This window comes from Bacteroides togonis (assembly GCF_900130135.1).
In the GTDB taxonomy this organism is placed as follows: Bacteria; Bacteroidota; Bacteroidia; order Bacteroidales; family Bacteroidaceae; genus Bacteroides; species Bacteroides pullorum.
In genome coordinates, this window is the sequence record NZ_LT670820.1 from 3,632,025 (window position 1) to 3,647,806 (window position 15,782).

At 33.9% G+C, this 15,782-nt stretch carries 18 protein-coding genes and 1 pseudogene; all 19 read right to left on the reverse strand.

Going from position 1 to position 15,782, the window contains the following annotated elements:
* Positions 1-51: 51 nt before the first annotated feature.
* A complete protein-coding gene (locus BQ8005_RS15245) occupies positions 52-726 on the reverse strand; it encodes a PP2C family protein-serine/threonine phosphatase (RefSeq protein ID WP_033160468.1) in 675 nt (224 codons plus the stop codon).
* A gap of 413 nt (positions 727-1,139) precedes the next feature.
* Complete coding sequence (locus BQ8005_RS15250; RefSeq protein ID WP_144430719.1) at positions 1,140-2,015, reverse strand: hypothetical protein; 876 nt, start codon at positions 2,013-2,015, stop codon at positions 1,140-1,142.
* Between the two features lie 42 nt (positions 2,016-2,057).
* Entirely contained in the window at positions 2,058-3,404 is a 1,347-nt protein-coding gene (locus tag BQ8005_RS15255) for an Ig-like domain-containing protein (RefSeq protein WP_029426933.1), read from the reverse strand.
* Positions 3,405-3,878: 474 nt separating this feature from the next.
* On the reverse strand, positions 3,879-5,273 hold the full coding sequence (locus BQ8005_RS15260; protein WP_075318630.1) for a WG repeat-containing protein: 1,395 nt from the start codon (positions 5,271-5,273) through the stop codon (positions 3,879-3,881).
* A 101-nt stretch (positions 5,274-5,374) separates the two neighbouring features.
* Positions 5,375-5,905 (reverse strand): WG repeat-containing protein, encoded by a 531-nt coding sequence (locus BQ8005_RS15265; RefSeq protein ID WP_029426936.1) that lies wholly within the window; start codon positions 5,903-5,905, stop codon positions 5,375-5,377.
* A gap of 246 nt (positions 5,906-6,151) precedes the next feature.
* Positions 6,152-6,391 (reverse strand): hypothetical protein, encoded by a 240-nt coding sequence (locus BQ8005_RS15275; RefSeq protein ID WP_144430718.1) that lies wholly within the window; start codon positions 6,389-6,391, stop codon positions 6,152-6,154.
* A gap of 13 nt (positions 6,392-6,404) precedes the next feature.
* A complete protein-coding gene (locus BQ8005_RS15280; protein WP_029426939.1) occupies positions 6,405-6,605 on the reverse strand; it encodes a hypothetical protein in 201 nt (66 codons plus the stop codon).
* A gap of 260 nt (positions 6,606-6,865) precedes the next feature.
* A pseudogene (locus BQ8005_RS15285) lies at positions 6,866-7,465 on the reverse strand (radical SAM protein); the annotation flags it as partial.
* Positions 7,466-7,570: 105 nt separating this feature from the next.
* Positions 7,571-8,689, reverse strand: a complete 1,119-nt coding sequence (locus tag BQ8005_RS15290; protein WP_075318631.1) for a radical SAM protein — start codon at positions 8,687-8,689, stop codon at positions 7,571-7,573.
* 2 nt (positions 8,690-8,691) lie between these two features.
* Complete coding sequence (locus BQ8005_RS15295; protein ID WP_075318632.1) at positions 8,692-9,045, reverse strand: hypothetical protein; 354 nt, start codon at positions 9,043-9,045, stop codon at positions 8,692-8,694.
* Between the two features lie 49 nt (positions 9,046-9,094).
* Positions 9,095-9,259: a hypothetical protein gene (locus tag BQ8005_RS17450; protein WP_158508046.1), complete on the reverse strand. Its 165-nt coding sequence runs from the start codon at positions 9,257-9,259 to the stop codon at positions 9,095-9,097.
* 15 nt (positions 9,260-9,274) lie between these two features.
* Positions 9,275-10,192: a C39 family peptidase gene (locus BQ8005_RS15300; protein WP_075318633.1), complete on the reverse strand. Its 918-nt coding sequence runs from the start codon at positions 10,190-10,192 to the stop codon at positions 9,275-9,277.
* Between the two features lie 34 nt (positions 10,193-10,226).
* A complete protein-coding gene (locus BQ8005_RS15305) occupies positions 10,227-10,592 on the reverse strand; it encodes a hypothetical protein (RefSeq protein WP_075318634.1) in 366 nt (121 codons plus the stop codon).
* Positions 10,593-10,597: 5 nt separating this feature from the next.
* Positions 10,598-12,409 (reverse strand): AAA family ATPase, encoded by a 1,812-nt coding sequence (locus BQ8005_RS15310; RefSeq protein ID WP_075318635.1) that lies wholly within the window; start codon positions 12,407-12,409, stop codon positions 10,598-10,600.
* A 3-nt stretch (positions 12,410-12,412) separates the two neighbouring features.
* A complete protein-coding gene (locus tag BQ8005_RS15315; RefSeq protein ID WP_075318636.1) occupies positions 12,413-12,703 on the reverse strand; it encodes a hypothetical protein in 291 nt (96 codons plus the stop codon).
* 2 nt (positions 12,704-12,705) lie between these two features.
* Positions 12,706-13,140: a hypothetical protein gene (locus BQ8005_RS15320; protein ID WP_075318637.1), complete on the reverse strand. Its 435-nt coding sequence runs from the start codon at positions 13,138-13,140 to the stop codon at positions 12,706-12,708.
* A 77-nt stretch (positions 13,141-13,217) separates the two neighbouring features.
* Positions 13,218-13,622: a hypothetical protein gene (locus BQ8005_RS15325; protein ID WP_075318638.1), complete on the reverse strand. Its 405-nt coding sequence runs from the start codon at positions 13,620-13,622 to the stop codon at positions 13,218-13,220.
* A gap of 5 nt (positions 13,623-13,627) precedes the next feature.
* On the reverse strand, positions 13,628-14,077 hold the full coding sequence (locus BQ8005_RS15330) for a hypothetical protein (RefSeq protein WP_075318639.1): 450 nt from the start codon (positions 14,075-14,077) through the stop codon (positions 13,628-13,630).
* Between the two features lie 2 nt (positions 14,078-14,079).
* On the reverse strand, positions 14,080-15,771 hold the full coding sequence (locus BQ8005_RS15335) for a hypothetical protein (protein WP_159436275.1): 1,692 nt from the start codon (positions 15,769-15,771) through the stop codon (positions 14,080-14,082).
* Positions 15,772-15,782: the final 11 nt, after the last annotated feature.

Genomic DNA, 15,782 nt, shown 5'->3' on the forward strand with positions numbered 1-15,782 from the left:
CATACATTTACTCAAATTGCAGTAATCGTATACTTTAATATAACATATTTCTTATTCGATTATGGCAAAAATACCAGTATAGTTATCATCTCCATTCTTTTCACACAAGAATGCAAATGTATCAAGTATAACTTGAGGAGACTTATTATCCACCATACGAGCTTTTAAAATCTCAGGAGCAATACTTTTGTATAGGCCATCAGAACAGAGTAATATCCTGTCTCCGGCTTCTATTTCAATCTGAACAATTTCAGGTATTGCAATATTACCAGTGTATGCAATGAAACACTTGTCTAATACCTCCAAACCAAAACTCAATTTAGTATGATCCCTTGTCTGGTAAACAAGCTCCCCGTTCCTTCGTATGACATAACATCTACTGTCACCTATATGAGTGATAGTCGCTACATTACCATCAATACAAGCCATAACTAAGGTTGTACCCATATTCACACGATTTAATTGGTCAGCCTTAGTATCCAAATCCTTTGACGCGGCTTCACACGCTTCTTTGATTGCTTTTTCTGCATCTTTTTTTTCATTTTGTGCAAAATACCGGGCAACCGATTCTACAACTGATGCACTAGCTACTTCTCCCATAGGGTGACCACCCAATCCATCGCATACAATGCCAATCCAACGATTGCCGTAATCCATCACATCAAAAGCATCTTCGTTATTTGAACGTCTTCCACACTCGCTTATTGTTGCATATTTTATCTTCATATTCTTCATTTTACTTAATGAATCCGAAATTATTACCAATCAATCTATCTCCAACAATGACACAAATCTGCGAACTTCTTGATACAATCAATTTGCTGTTGATTTTCAATAAGATAACAGTAATCTATAAATCTCTTTCAAGTTTAGCAATTAGATGATACTTTTCATAAAATTCATTCTATAAGATAATCTTCCTGATCTAATTGAAAAATCAAGCATCTCCAGCTTCCATTCATTGTAATCTGTTCAGCTGTCACAACAATATGTCATACATAAAATTGATTATCTTTCACATAATTATGATAGGGACATTTTAGTCCTCGGATTTCTTTAACTATATTCATGTGACAACTGCTTATGTAAATGCGTATCAGGCACAGTATATAATCCTGCGCCTGATATGCTCTATGTGCTTATCGTTCAGTGAACTCTACATCTGAGTCTGTAATAGGAATAGTTTCCAAAGAAGTATTAAAGTCTGATTTGGAGATTGTAAGATTTATGCGAGTAATTTCACTCCTTTTTACACTGATAGTTCCTTCTGATTCAAAGTTTATCTCTTTCCCATCTGTGTCGCAAATCTTAACTTTCAAAGAATTGAAGTCTCCTTGAGGAACTACAATATTAAAATCAGTAGCTGAAGATATATATAAGCTATGTGCTTCTGCACAATTCAGCACAACACCATCTGTTCCACTGACAATAGCTGAATTGTCTTCTCCAATAGTGAAGGTTCCGCTCATACCTTTATTGCTAGAGAGACCAATTGAGGAGATATTGATTTCTCCACTCTCTTTAGCTTTTATACAAAGGCGGATGATACCACAGAGGTTCTTGAATGCTAACTCTTTATTCGTGGATACTGCATACATGGGAAAGTTCTTCACATTGTTTTCTACATAAATTTGCGTTGAGGGCAAAACCATATTGGAGGCTGTTATGCTTGAAGGGTAAAATGCAGTGTATGTAGCAGCACTATTGTTAATGCTTCCTTCTTTATGGCTAAACTCAGCTATAGAGGAGTAGTCATCATTTGTGACATAAACAGCAGATTTGTTTCCATCTGAGATGCTAATCTCATCACCCGAAGACCAATACAAAGAGTAACAGCCGTCGGCATTAGTGTAACCGGAAAGGGACGTGCGAGTATAAGGTTCTGTCTCGGTTGTAGCATTGAAAACTGTTTCTGAAGGATCAGTAAGAGAATCCAATTCCAAAGTTGTACTCATCTCCACACAAGATGACAGTAAAAATATAAAAACGATGCCGAAGAAAAAATCTCTTTTCATAATTTTAATCATTAAATTGTTAGTACTTATATATCTTAATTTCTACTTTGTGGGCTTTTGGGGTTGAATCTGAATGTAGCATCTGAAAGGAGCAACAGTTGCTTCATCTGTTTTTGTTAGACCAAATGCAGTTCCATCCTCCGTCAATTTATAGACACCTGCACCTATACAAGTCTTTTGAAATGCCGCTTTCATTATTGAAGAATTATCAGGCGATACATTCAATTCTGCATTATCCAATTTGAATTTACAAAGGACATCGGATGGCGCATATATCAAGCAGGGAATTCCAGCTCCTACAGAGGTTACTTCCTTAATAGTTATGTGACGTTTATCACCTACGACCTCGAATGTTTCCACAAGTGCTATTTTACAGCCCTCTGAGAAATCATCCAACATTGTTTGATTTAATGCGAAAGGAACACATACACTATTCCATCCAGCATACATTGTTCTGTCATATCGAATGTTTGCTATTGCCGGTATTTCCGCAAGACCATCCTTGTCAGATATTTCTATATCTGGAATCACAGGTTGGCATATCACTGTACAAGTAGCTGAAATCCCATTACTAACGGTTGCTGATATTGTAGCAGTTCCAGCTTTTAGACCTGCTATATTGCCTGTCTTATCAACGCTGATTATAGATGATTGACTAGATGACCATATGACTTCCTTGTCTGTCGCATTAGATGGGGAGACAACTGCATTTAACTTGTATTCCTCTCCAACCTTAATGGTATAAGAAACTGGGGTAATAGCTACTGATGTAATATCTACTGTCGGTCTTATAGCATTTACGGTACATGTAGCAGTCTTACCATTAGAAGTCTTGACTGTGATTATAGATGTTCCTTCTTTTTGGGCTAAAATACGTCCGTTCTGAAACACATTGATAGTAGCATAGTTACTTGATGACCAAGTCATTTCCGTTTGAGCATCATTAGGGGTGAGGCTCGCCGTCAAGTATCTACTTTCTCCCACATTCAAGGTTACAGACGAAGGAAGTGACACACTTGTAGGTTCATTAGACTCCGTTTCCACTTTGAAATCATATATGCCTGATAACTGATATGTAAAACCTGCGTTGTTTACTAAATAGTAATACTGACAGTGAATCAAACAAGTTGTGGTCGACGGAACAGCTTTAAGTACTTTGATGGTCGCTGAGTATGTTGTTTGTGATACGATCTGCACCTCATTAGGACATGTAGATGTCCACTGAGCCCCTCTCATAGCCAAAGATGTAATACTTGATGGTAATCGAAGCGTCATAGTTTCCCCGACCTGCATTGTGACGGTCTTATTTGCTGCACCTGCAGATGTTGTAGATAGCACAACGATTGCTATCATTATCAATAATAGTTTGATATAATCTTTCCTTTCCATAAAATGATTGAATGGTTACTTATTTCTATAAGTTGTATTCTTATAGAGTTTTAGTGTTTCAGAATCTATCTCTGTTATATATATTTTTTTATTAGATAGCTACATAACATAACAAATTGCGCCCGAACTACAAACTCTATTAATACAGAGTGTAATTCGAGCACATTCTATCAATGCTATTATAAACTTACGCAAACAGGGTTCTTACATTAAAACATACGATGTTTATGATAATATACATGACCAAGAATAACATATCCAACATGATTGACATCTCGTGTTGATCAAGCTCTTTTTTAAACAATTGAGTAATGATAAAAAACAACTTAGAAAAGTTAATTTTCTCAAAAGTTTGATTATAAGGTTGTTCCCTGAAATGATTATCACAACTTATTTTTATGGTTACTAAATAAACGGTGCATAATCAAGCAATCTAATCAACACATATCACGATTCATTATAAATGTAAAAAGGTTATTCGTTATAACTATGGTAAGATTTCTCCTCTTCCCATTCATTTATATCAACTGTATTAGCAAACACCATATCGTTATTCGTATTGATAACACAATAATTGCCATTGAATTTCGCCACAACAAGTCCATTTCCTGAAATTGAAAGGCTTTCATACATACATGGAATTATTTCCTTGCCCGTAATGTCCAATAATCCCCAATAGTCATAATCATCTGGATCAAAATCATCTTCACAATCATAGCATGAGGCTAATTCATCATCGTGATAACAAACACGGATAAGACCATTTTGTGGAACATCAATAATCTTATATTTCTTTGGCTTAATAATTATGTTGCCATCCCAATCGATTAGTCCACAATAACCATCTCCATCGTAAACAGAAATATAGTCATTGTCTATTTTATGAAAATCTTTATAGATTCCTTGTGAACAGTTTTTTTGTTCATAGTTATATATACTCCAATAACCATCAGGACGTTGGACAAAAGCTGCTCTACAACTTGGAGATATTTTTTTATACCTACATGGAATTAATAAAGTGGAACTCTGTACATGATAGAGCCCATAATTACCATTCATTTCTACTATAAATCCAAACTCTCTAGACTTAATCGAATCATACATAAAATCTGTCACCAATTTGTTTTCATTAATGTCAAGCAACCCCCATTTACCACTTCCGTTTTTAACGGGGACAACACCATCGCTTATACCCAAATCAACATCATATATGTCAGACAAGTTTATGAGAGTTTCGCCATATTTATTTATGACCATGAATAGTCCGTTTTTTCGTGCGATAGCCTTTCCGTTTTCATACCAGGATATTTGATCCCACTTACATGGGACCAATATGGTTACGCCATCTTTATCTATAATACCTGATTTATTATTTTTCCGTATGAAAAATGCGTCTATATCTTCATCATAGTCAACAGCATCATACTTACAAGGTACTATAATTTGACCTGTTTTATCTATGAGACCACTTAAATCATCCTTTGTGACTTCACAATATTCATTAGAAAAGAAAATACTTAGATACTCGTATTTGCATGGTATTACTTCTTCGCCCGATTCATTTATAAAACCATACATGCCATTTCTTTGAACACGAGCGAGACCATCATAAAATTCATAAATTTCATCATACGAATGCTGTAGTTTATGATTCTTGCTATTTGAAAATGTTGTGTCCTCAGAAGATAGATTACTATTAGATGTGGAATTTGGCATATCTGTTTGCTGTTTATTAACAGACGAGTCAATATTCTTGACTTCTTCACCTGATAATGCACTTCCACAGATAGGACAACAAATTGCTCCATCAAGGAATAAGGGCTTTCTATATTCCGAACAATTTTCATTGCTGCAACTCACTTGTTTCATGATTTGTTTGTTCGTAAATGGACAAAACTTATAATTATCTGGATGTTCCTTACCACAATGAGGGCATATCATATTTATCGGCTTTTATAGGTGAATATTAATTACGATAATTCTCTTCCAGTTTCGGGGTCAATTATACCTTTTGTTTCTCCAAAGAATCCCCTACGTACATAAGTAATCCTATTTGCAAAGTCTACTAAGAAGCCTATGTATTTATAACTCGTGAGCATATTGTCTCCTGGCCTTACCAATGCTTGCATACCTGATGAATCGGTTGCAATGTAAGTCCCTGCCTTAAGGTAAGAAAGACGCTTATATTTAAATTGAAATGCTATCGTCATATTAGCACTGTATAACCCGCCATATTTCCCGTCTTTCTCTAAAAGGATTACTCCATCATAGCAAAGCACAAATCCAGTATCATATATCGCAGGAATTACAAATCGTTCAGATGAATCAATCCATCCCCATTTACCATTCTTTTTTACCCCCAGCAACCTTGGTTCTCGCATAAGACTTAAAGAGCCATCACGGTGTACCTGATATTCTTTTAATGGCTCGCTAATATCTTCATATCTAGACTTGTAATAGCTGTATAAACGATTGTCTGTAAAAATTCTATCAAAATCCATTTTTATAATTTAATTTTATGTTTTTGTTCAATTGACGTTGTTATTTTATTAATCTCATCTATAGGTAACTTCATGACCAATAAAAGTCTCATAAGTTTACACCAAGGACAAACATCCTCTGTTATGGATCCTTTTATCATATATGTTCTATGTCCACATACACCACATTTTCCAGATGGTCTCTCAAAATCAATATCTGTAATGTGTGATAGAACTTTATAGGTTATAAACGATATAAGCATTTTGTTAATCTTTAGAATCATTCTTAACAATTATCGCCTCTTCATCGTTATTCTCATCCCTATCTTCAGAACCTATCCGAACTCTTACAGAACTTCTATAATCTAAAAAATCTTCAGGCATTTCTGGTTCAATAACTCCAGACATTATTTCCGGTTCCGTAGATTCGTTGTTCAATGCTCTTCTTATTGTTTTGCCAACAAAACTACCTGCAGTATCAATTAATGTTCCTAATTCCTTAAACATAATAATATTCATTTTAATGATTTATTTTGTCAATCTTCTTCTCCAACGAATTACCCACCATGTCTAAATCATCATCCTCAAGCAGCAACTTTTCTAGTTCGTCGGAAAGACACCCCATCATCACTTCTAAACCATCGTCCTCAAGCACATCATGAAGCACATTTCTGGTCTTTCTTCCTGCATTATCTACAAATTCTCCTAGTTCTTTAAACATAAAAATTAGATTATGATTTTATCACCAGCTAACAATTTATTATTAAGATGTGTTTCTATTTCAAGTAATTCTTTTTCACATACAGAACAAGTTCCCGTTGCACATTGTTTATGATGACATAAATGCGGTGTATATGGTATATTGTTAGCCGCAGCGATTTCAATCCTTATTTGTTTTAAAACCTCACAAACAGCTTTACCATAATTCATCTCCTCACTTGTATTTTGCTCCTCAGGACATTTAGGTTTCTTATCCGAAGCACGATAGGTAAAACGGTCAAATTTTGTAATTCCCAATGCCTTTAATTCTGCAATTGAATTTTCAACATCTTGCTCGGTATTATATTCAGGAATAAGAGGGACTCTAATGGTTAGCCTCTCCGTCAAATTATTGTCAACCATATATTTAAGGTTGCGAATAGCTTTGCGATTATTACAGCCTGTATATCGTAAATATATCTGATTATTCACATCTTTTATATCAACAATATAAGAATCAACAGCCGGAATTAGTTCCAAAAGGTTCTCTAACGGAATATTCAAAGATGTTTCCAAATATATATGCAACCGTTCATCGCAAATCTTTCTAAACTCCGAAATAAACTTACTGTGAAGTCCTGGCTCTCCACCGCCAAAAGTTATACCTCCCCCAGTAGCTATAAGATATATTAAATCTTTTTTTATTATATCATATAACTCTGCTGGTGTATAACTAATTATTCCAGTTTCTTCCCAACATAATTTATTGATACAATATTTACATCTTAAGGGACAACCCGAAAATCCAACAAGAGTTGTTACTCCCTCTCCATCTGTCAGTAAACGATGACGACAAATGCCAATAAAGAATGTTTTATCCATTCCTTTACTGCTAGAATCTGTCGCATCTTGTAAGAAACCAGAAGGAGAGTCCTGAATAATTCCTGTAATTAAAGAACTAAGTATTCCCATGATATTTATATATAGCTATTTTTTACTCTTTTCATACTCTATCAACTTTTTAATAGAATCAATTTCTAACGCATCATTAGGTGTAAGATGATTTTTAGCAGTCAATCGCAGAACTTCTTTTTTTATGAAAGCCTTGACTTCCAATTGCATAATTTGACAGTGGGTTAAATCTCTATTTTGAAGAGTGCCACGATATAAATAATTGCAGGCGATACATGTAGGACAAGATGATACATATGGACATGTTGCACATCTAACATCGGAAAAGTCTTTAGTTTGGAATATCAACCCATCTTTAATTTTCTGCAATTTTTTACCTTCTAGCACAAGTGGAGAAAGAATATGACATGGATATGATTGTCCATCAACATCAAATACTTGAAAACCATTTCCAACTCCACAAATTTCCCATTGCTTTTGTGGTACATCTACACAACGAGCATATTCATTTAAATCATGTATGAACTGTGAAATCAAAGGCTTGTCGTAATGCTCATTATAGTATTTTAAGAGTATGTTCAATTGCTTTCCATATTCTCGAATATGTTCTTGACTCCACTCATATTCTTCGTAAGCGACATTAGGATGAACCAATGCACCTCTTTCCAGTAAATAGATGACCCCATCTGCCATTTTTCCAACCGTTTCCGTGTTAATAGTCATTTGAATGGGCTGTTTAGGCCAAGTTGAGAGGAAGAAATCTATATCAATCTTGTTGCTACCTCTATTATTGGTTTGTGATGTGGGCAACCCGTCATAACTTAGTCCTAGCGATAGAATATGAGAGTGTTCTTTTAACCAATTCTTCAGTTCTGTAGTGAGTAATGTACCATTCGTACTTCCGAACAGACGGTAACTCCTGTTCCAGTTACCTTTTTCTATCCATTCTACAAGAGGTCGTATCATACTCATGGCCATTAGGGTTTCACCTCCCATAAATGCAATATCCAAACGCCCTTCATCTTTTTTTAGTAGAAATGGCTCAAGAATGTTTTGAGCCATTTCCAAAGTCATATCTTTATTGCGTTTTGTTCTGATATAACAATATTTGCATTTCAGATTACAACGATATGTTGTTAGTAATCCAACGGCTTCTCCACAAGTACTATTCAGACATTCTGTACTATTATTCATAATTAACCCGGATAAGAACCATAAGAATAATTGCAATCTGTTGCACCTTGGCAACCATGCCTAGTTGCACATAACTTCTTACCGACCGAAGATTCTTCCTGATTGTCATCACCTTCGCGTTCTATGTTTTCCGCTCTTTTCTGTAATTCTTCGAACTCTTTCATTGGCGCAGCCAAAGGATCCTCCTCTGAAAGAGATGATGAAGAAAGACCATCTGAATCTGTATTTGAAACCTCTTGTTCTGTTGAAATGATAGCCTCCTCTGTAGATCTTTCTCCATTCGTCACATTATCTTCTAATTCCGTTTCATTGGCATTGATATCAACATCATCATAACCATTATACATTTCGTCCATGACTAATTAATTTAAAATATTATAAACTATAACTCAATCCGTATTGAATTTATGGATTTTCCTGATCTCCATCTTCATGTTGCATAATATCAGACAAATCCATTTGTGGTGTAACAATCTCATCATTCCATTGTTCGGCATTTTTAATTGTTTCATAAGATGCTTCAGCATCATGTTCAATCGCATTATAATTGCCTAAAATTTTATCTAACATACTTGTCCTCCCACATTAAAATTCATCAAAATTGTATGTCTCATCTATATCAAGCCCATTATCTCCCAATGGAATAACTTCATCCAAATAAGAACTATCTCCTAATTGAAGATATGTATCCGGCATTTCATCCAATTCGAATAGATCGTTAAGATAATTGAAGTCGGAATCTTCCCAATGTTCAATAAATTCCTCATGAGACAACCCTTCGGCCACATTGAAGAGATGCCCTTCATTATAATACGGTTCATACCCATCAGAATCTAATTGATATATGTCAGAGAACTCATTATGAAAAGGAAACTCTGCCACTGAGTATTCTGTTGCGAAGTTTGAGAATTCCATTTCTCTTGTCAGTTCGTTATACTGATATGGTGCCGGAACATCAGTCGCCATCATATAGAAATCGGAATCTTGCCATGCGTGCACAAAATGTTCCATTTTGTATTCTATAAACACATCACCGCGTCCAGGATCTGTAATTATCACAGTTGAGTTCTCGGGATGAAGTGGGTCAATTCTTGCTCCAGCAACAACAATGGCATGATTAGGGCTCTTCATCTGCTGAAAGAACTTCCATTCATCAGAACCAGGTTCTGCCCACAATTCGTCAGCATCAACAGACACTATTACCCTATGCCCACTCTCTAATTCTTTTACCAAATCATATACTGTGTTGTCAAAACTTGTATGTGTGCTAATTTTGCATGTTTCAAGCAGATTACCAATATCTTTTGTCATCGTACCATCTTCCGGATTATACCAACCTTTTTCAGTGGCATACTCCATTAGTTCATCCTGCGGAATCTGAATCCCGTAATCACGCATAATAATCTGCTGACAGCGTACAGCACACGACGGTGTAGTTCCTTGGAAAATATTCAGATCCAAGGTATCTGTATTTCGATTTGCTCCTCTTGAAAATTCCAACATTGTGTTCCGTTTTTTACAAAGATGATAAAATAAATCATTTTCTATCAGCTAGTATCCCTTGTTGATTTGTTTCAAGAATAATATCTTGTTCAACGATACCGGTAAAGTCGCAGCCTTCATTTGCCTTTACAAACTCAAATGCAAGCACATCGCCATTTTCGTCTTGTGCAATTCGCGTAATTGTATCTGAGTTCACAACATCATCTTTAATCAATGACTTGCCATTCAAGACAATACAGAATTCCTCGTCCAAAATACTTTCCGAGCAAGTCTGCCCATTTAAAAATGCTTTTAATTTAGACGTTATAAGCGTGTCAATATGAACTATAGATTTAACTCTCCCCGATGAGGAGATTTGCTTCTTAGCCCATATAGCTCCGTCTTGCTCAAGTATGTACATCTTAATTAACAATGATAGCCAGCATTTTTAGCTTTTTCATGATATTCTTTTTCTTTAGCTTCATTCGCAATTATACCATAGATTTCGCTTCCATTTTTAAACAATTCTGCCATATGGAATAACGCCGCGGGTTCTGTATATTCTTTGCGTAGCTCATTAAGTACATCATATTCTGAAATGCCAAAAAAATCGGCAAAAGATTTGTGTTGATTATATGAGCTTACCAATGCATGCAAATAGGATTCTAATTCATTTAAATGGTCATATTTAAATCCTAAATGAGTTGCAATATCCTTTACAAACTCAACTTCAGCAGGTTCCAAAATACCATCTATTGAAACCATTCTGCATGCCATATCTAGCATCTCACATTTGATTGATTTAGTATTCGCATGCTTACATATCTCATCAAGAGACATCAACTTTTCACGTTCGTTAATATTAACCTTTAATTGATATTCATCACATAATTCTTTGAAGACAGATTTTTCAAATTCTGTCACATTATTATCAGACCATAATGCTAATGCAGCAATATGTAATAATCTTAATTTTTCCTCTTCTTTTTTAAGAAAACTATTTAATGCATTATTTGTATTATTTATAGAATCATTAAGCTTCTTTTTGGCTTGTTTTACCTCTTTAAAACCTCTAGACATATCTTCTAGTGTAAACGCTATGGAGGACTCGGGTATTTGATTAACATATTTATCTGCATATACTTTATCTGCAATAAAAACAAGTACAGATTTTCTTATGTCTCGTCCAGAAAATCCTTCTGATATATCAGCTAAATAACTTAAGTCATTCTCTGACAATGGTTTCACCAATGGTATGCAATTGGGGATCAATTTTTTTATTATTTTGATTCGAGCATCCTTGTTCGGAATCTTAAACTCAATAGGTTCAATAATACGGGAAATTACGGCTGGATCGAAATCAGTAATATGATTACTCGCAAAGATTATACATCCATTATGCTCTTCAATGAGTTGATATAACTCATTAGACATACTATTATAGATTTTTGAATTCGCATTTGAGCTAGGTAATCTTTTGCTTAAAAAGGTGTCTGCTTCATCTATAAATAAAACTGCATCTTGTTCTTCTGCAGCTTGGAAATATGCTCGCATATTTTTTTCACCCTCTCCTGTATATTTTGACTGAATTTTAGAATAGCTTGCAACAAGAATTTGTTTTCCTAGCAAGCGGGCAACAGCATGAGCACACATCGTTTTTCCAGTACCAGGTGCACCATGGAAACATAATATTGACTTGGTTGCAGGATCAATTTTATTATATCCCCAAGTATTAAATATCAGCTTTTTATCCCTAACTATAGTAAGTGCTCTTTGGATGGCTCTTGATTCATCATCATTAATAATTACATCCTCAAATGAATATTTAGGGTCTATAGCAACATACTGAACTGATGCATCATCTTTATTGAAAGGAAATATATCTGATTTATTTATTTCATTTAAAGAATAGAAAATAAATACTGCATTAATTAGTCCTTCAATCTTTATATTATTTGAAATTGCACAGCTAGATGTTGTATAGAATGAGGATGTTTCTATATATGAATCTATAGATTCATTTTTCCCAACAAATACACCTTTTGACAATTCTTGGAAATTTGGATTATTAGGAAGATAATTAAAAAAAAGATAAACATATAATTTCCCATCCAATGTTCTTGCTCTGGAAGACAAAAATCTATCCTCTAGGATATGAGAAATTTTTGAAGATATACTTGATGCATCATTATTAATAGGATGTTTTTCATCCATTTCGGATATTAATGTAATCTTCATATTCTAAGAAAATGATTGGTTTATATACATATTAGTTGATGAACCTGTAACTACTATATTTGCAATAGTTTCTCCACTACTATTTTTGCCTGACACTTTTAATCTAGGACCAACAGTAGTGTGCTCAATTTGTGTTACAAGGAAACTGTTTACAGCATTTAATGCTTCTCTTTGTTTTGCCTCCTCTTTAATTTTCAAAGCTGTTATACATCCTTCTATGTAAAATTCTATTTCAGCAATGACAGCTCCAATAGCTGCACCAATAGCTGCACCGAGTAAGAAACTTAATATCATAATTATTCAATATCTTGTTCAAATATATCCTTACCTAAAGAAAAGATATCTTTTATGTCTTTACTTATTGATTTATAAGAGTAAAATTTTATATACTCTATCTCGTTGTTAACAAATAATACAACAGAAATACAATTATCTCCCACATTAAAAGATAATGACTGCCCTTCATTTTTAAGGATAGCATACATTTGAGCCGTTGGAATATTATTTAATATTTGAATTTTACATCTTTGTCCTTGGTAAGCAGCCATATTATTTTGATATATTTTTTTTACATCTGAAATCAATATATCGTAATTGACTTCGTCAACATCAGTTTTAACAATTTTTTTTCTCTTTTCAGCTACCTCGTTATCTGTAAGTAATCTTTTGATAATTAGAAAACCTCCAACTACTACTGCTGCAGATACTAGTGCGATTTTTGTGATACTCATATTATAATTTTTTAGTGAGAATACTTTTACCTTGTCAAAAGAACAGTGTTTTATAACAAGGTAAAAGTCATCCTATATTATTCAACTTCTTGTTCAACGATACCGGTAAAGTCACAGCCTCCATTTACCTTTACAAACTCAAATGCAAGCGCATCGCCATTTTCGTCTTGTGCAATGCGAGTTATAGTATTAGAATTCTTTACATCAGAAGACAATTTGAGTTTTTCACCAACGGTTATTGGCTGACCGTCAAGAAATTCTTTTAACTTTCTAGAAATTGTTGGATCTATGGTTTTCTGTTTTTTAAACTTACTCCCAAATTTTTGATATTGTTTAGAAGCCCAACTCAATCCTTCTTTTGCTAAAGAATAAACTCCATAAACAATCAATGCTACAGCTAAACATGCTGTTTTAAGTATTGACCACGCAATTTGACCAAGACCTGTGATAACTTGTCCGAGTCCTTGAAAAAATCCTGCCATAATAGTTATTTGCTGAATGATTGTACATATATGTTTTTATTCCCAAATAAATCGCTGATGTCTTTTGGTAAAACATCACAAGTATAACAGATTTTCGGATCGTGCCTTTCCGCATAAACACGATCTTCATCAGCAAAAAATACAGCAATAGCAATACTTCCGTCATTAAAAAAACCTCTTACCATATAATATCTGTCACCTTTTAAGTTTTGTTTTATCCATTTTAAAATTACAGAAAAATCATCGGCTGCTGACAATTTGTGATGTTGACAATATCCTCTCGAAACTTCTGATAACATGTAATTTAACACATCTGTCGTCGAAGAAAATTGAACATCCTCTTTTCTTCCTAACATTTTTTTCAAACCACCGCTAAGGTTGTTTTTCCCTTTTTCGAATGATTCATCAGCAGACTCGGCTAATGAAACAACTAGTTTTTTTAATAAATCACCCATTTTTATTTGTTTAAAGTAAATATATATTTATTAGTTTTTTTATAATACGCATCAATATCTTGAGGAAGAGTTTCATAATATGAAATTAAAGATGTTTGAGACACTTGTGCTTCATCTTTAACATAAAAAAAACCTAGTAACAAATATTTGCACATGTCTTTTGAGTATGCTCTAATTAGCTCAAATGATGTATTTTCTTCCTTTCTATATTTGTTTATCCATTCTTTTACTTCCTGCGAAGATTTAAATCTATTATTTACATATTTGAAATCATCCAATTCAATCATAGATTTCAGATTTTCATATATATTACTGGCTTCTTCTAGTAAAGAATCATATCTATAAATTTCTGATTTCAACATATTAACATCAATATTAATATTAGAAAATTTATCTATTGAAATATTCTTTATTTTATTTGATAACATATTAATTTCAATTATTTCATCTGTTTTCAATTGAATATCCTTACAGATTATGACAATAATATTGACCGCATTGTATACCAAATCGTATGTTCCTAAGGCTATATTATTTGAAACCTGTTTAAGATAAAAAAAATTATAACTATTATTTAATTTTATTTTTGCAGATAATTCTTTTAATGAAGAACAATACCATAATGTCATATTTAGTTTTTTCCTATATAACAATTGTGCGGCTTCTGTTGGAAAAGGAATCTCATCATCAACAAAAGATTTTATATTATTATATAAATCAATGATGCTCTGAGGATTATTATGCAATTTAACGGCAACCCCATTAAACTCCTCTGTGTAAATCTGTTTGTATTGAGAGCTATATATACTCTTTAACATAGTCGCTAGTGTATTCTTATTATTTATAATCAACAGAGGTAAAAGAGGTGGATATCCATAAAAATCCCAATAATACTTGTCTGCGATAAAACCTATTAAACTTTCCAGGTAGGGAACAAATTCCTCAACTGTTGTATCTATTAAATCGCCTTTAGGACTCTCATCATTAGGTGAGTAATTCATTCCTTTTATATAGTCATCTTCATATGAAAAAACTCCATTAGCAGGAACAATCTTAACATCCGTATCTTTTCCCATGCCCCACATTTGCACTTTAAAATATAAATTGGGACTGAAATACGGAGTGATTACAACGGTAGGAACATTCTTTAGTTGAGTCTTCAATAAATCAACATAATCTAAGTCAAGACAGGATTTTCTCCAAGCTCCCCCATAATATGCAATAGGATGAGATGACTGCGTATTCCAGTGTTGATTACAAGAAGCTTCCAACTGTAAATCGATATCTGTATATACAGCCTCATTAAATCTATCGCAATTCGATGGTGTTAATATTACATGAAGAACGATACTTTTTGTTCCATTAAAAAAGGTTCCAAAAGATTCTCCACGCATTACAAACGGAAGAACTTTCAGAGGCCACTTCTTGATAGCAATTTCTGTAGAGTATTGTTTGACAATGTCATCGTAATTTGCCTCAATATCCTCCAATCTTTGTTTATGAACATCAGCTTCTATTTCCAATGCCAATTGAGCCGCTTCACGTTGTAATTGGCGCATCCGGTCAAAATCTTTCTGCTGTGCAGCTCTTTGGAACTCTCTCTGACGGGCTTGAAGTTCTTCTGCTTTCTTATTTGCTTGCCAGCTATTGAATAATTGAGCTCCAATGCTGGCTGCTATCATTGTCCATGGCATATGCGTACTCT

Excerpts from the sequence above, each read along its gene's own strand:
- BQ8005_RS15245 (WP_033160468.1), bottom strand. The coding sequence starts at position 726 with ATGAAGATAAAATATGCAACAATAAGCGAGTGTGGAAGACGTTCAAAT.
- BQ8005_RS15250 (WP_144430719.1), bottom strand. The coding sequence starts at position 2,015 with ATGAAAAGAGATTTTTTCTTCGGCATCGTTTTTATATTTTTACTGTCA.
- BQ8005_RS15255 (WP_029426933.1), bottom strand. The coding sequence starts at position 3,404 with ATGGAAAGGAAAGATTATATCAAACTATTATTGATAATGATAGCAATC.
- BQ8005_RS15260 (WP_075318630.1), bottom strand. The coding sequence starts at position 5,273 with ATGAAACAAGTGAGTTGCAGCAATGAAAATTGTTCGGAATATAGAAAG.
- BQ8005_RS15265 (WP_029426936.1), bottom strand. The coding sequence starts at position 5,905 with ATGGATTTTGATAGAATTTTTACAGACAATCGTTTATACAGCTATTAC.
- BQ8005_RS15275 (WP_144430718.1), bottom strand. The coding sequence starts at position 6,391 with ATGTTTAAGGAATTAGGAACATTAATTGATACTGCAGGTAGTTTTGTT.
- BQ8005_RS15280 (WP_029426939.1), bottom strand. The coding sequence starts at position 6,605 with ATGTTTAAAGAACTAGGAGAATTTGTAGATAATGCAGGAAGAAAGACC.
- BQ8005_RS15290 (WP_075318631.1), bottom strand. The coding sequence starts at position 8,689 with ATGAATAATAGTACAGAATGTCTGAATAGTACTTGTGGAGAAGCCGTT.
- BQ8005_RS15295 (WP_075318632.1), bottom strand. The coding sequence starts at position 9,045 with ATGGACGAAATGTATAATGGTTATGATGATGTTGATATCAATGCCAAT.
- BQ8005_RS17450 (WP_158508046.1), bottom strand. The coding sequence starts at position 9,259 with ATGTTAGATAAAATTTTAGGCAATTATAATGCGATTGAACATGATGCT.
- BQ8005_RS15300 (WP_075318633.1), bottom strand. The coding sequence starts at position 10,192 with ATGTTGGAATTTTCAAGAGGAGCAAATCGAAATACAGATACCTTGGAT.
- BQ8005_RS15305 (WP_075318634.1), bottom strand. The coding sequence starts at position 10,592 with ATGTACATACTTGAGCAAGACGGAGCTATATGGGCTAAGAAGCAAATC.
- BQ8005_RS15310 (WP_075318635.1), bottom strand. The coding sequence starts at position 12,409 with ATGAAGATTACATTAATATCCGAAATGGATGAAAAACATCCTATTAAT.
- BQ8005_RS15315 (WP_075318636.1), bottom strand. The coding sequence starts at position 12,703 with ATGATATTAAGTTTCTTACTCGGTGCAGCTATTGGTGCAGCTATTGGA.
- BQ8005_RS15320 (WP_075318637.1), bottom strand. The coding sequence starts at position 13,140 with ATGAGTATCACAAAAATCGCACTAGTATCTGCAGCAGTAGTAGTTGGA.
- BQ8005_RS15325 (WP_075318638.1), bottom strand. The coding sequence starts at position 13,622 with ATGGCAGGATTTTTTCAAGGACTCGGACAAGTTATCACAGGTCTTGGT.
- BQ8005_RS15330 (WP_075318639.1), bottom strand. The coding sequence starts at position 14,077 with ATGGGTGATTTATTAAAAAAACTAGTTGTTTCATTAGCCGAGTCTGCT.
- BQ8005_RS15335 (WP_159436275.1), bottom strand. The coding sequence starts at position 15,771 with ATGCCATGGACAATGATAGCAGCCAGCATTGGAGCTCAATTATTCAAT.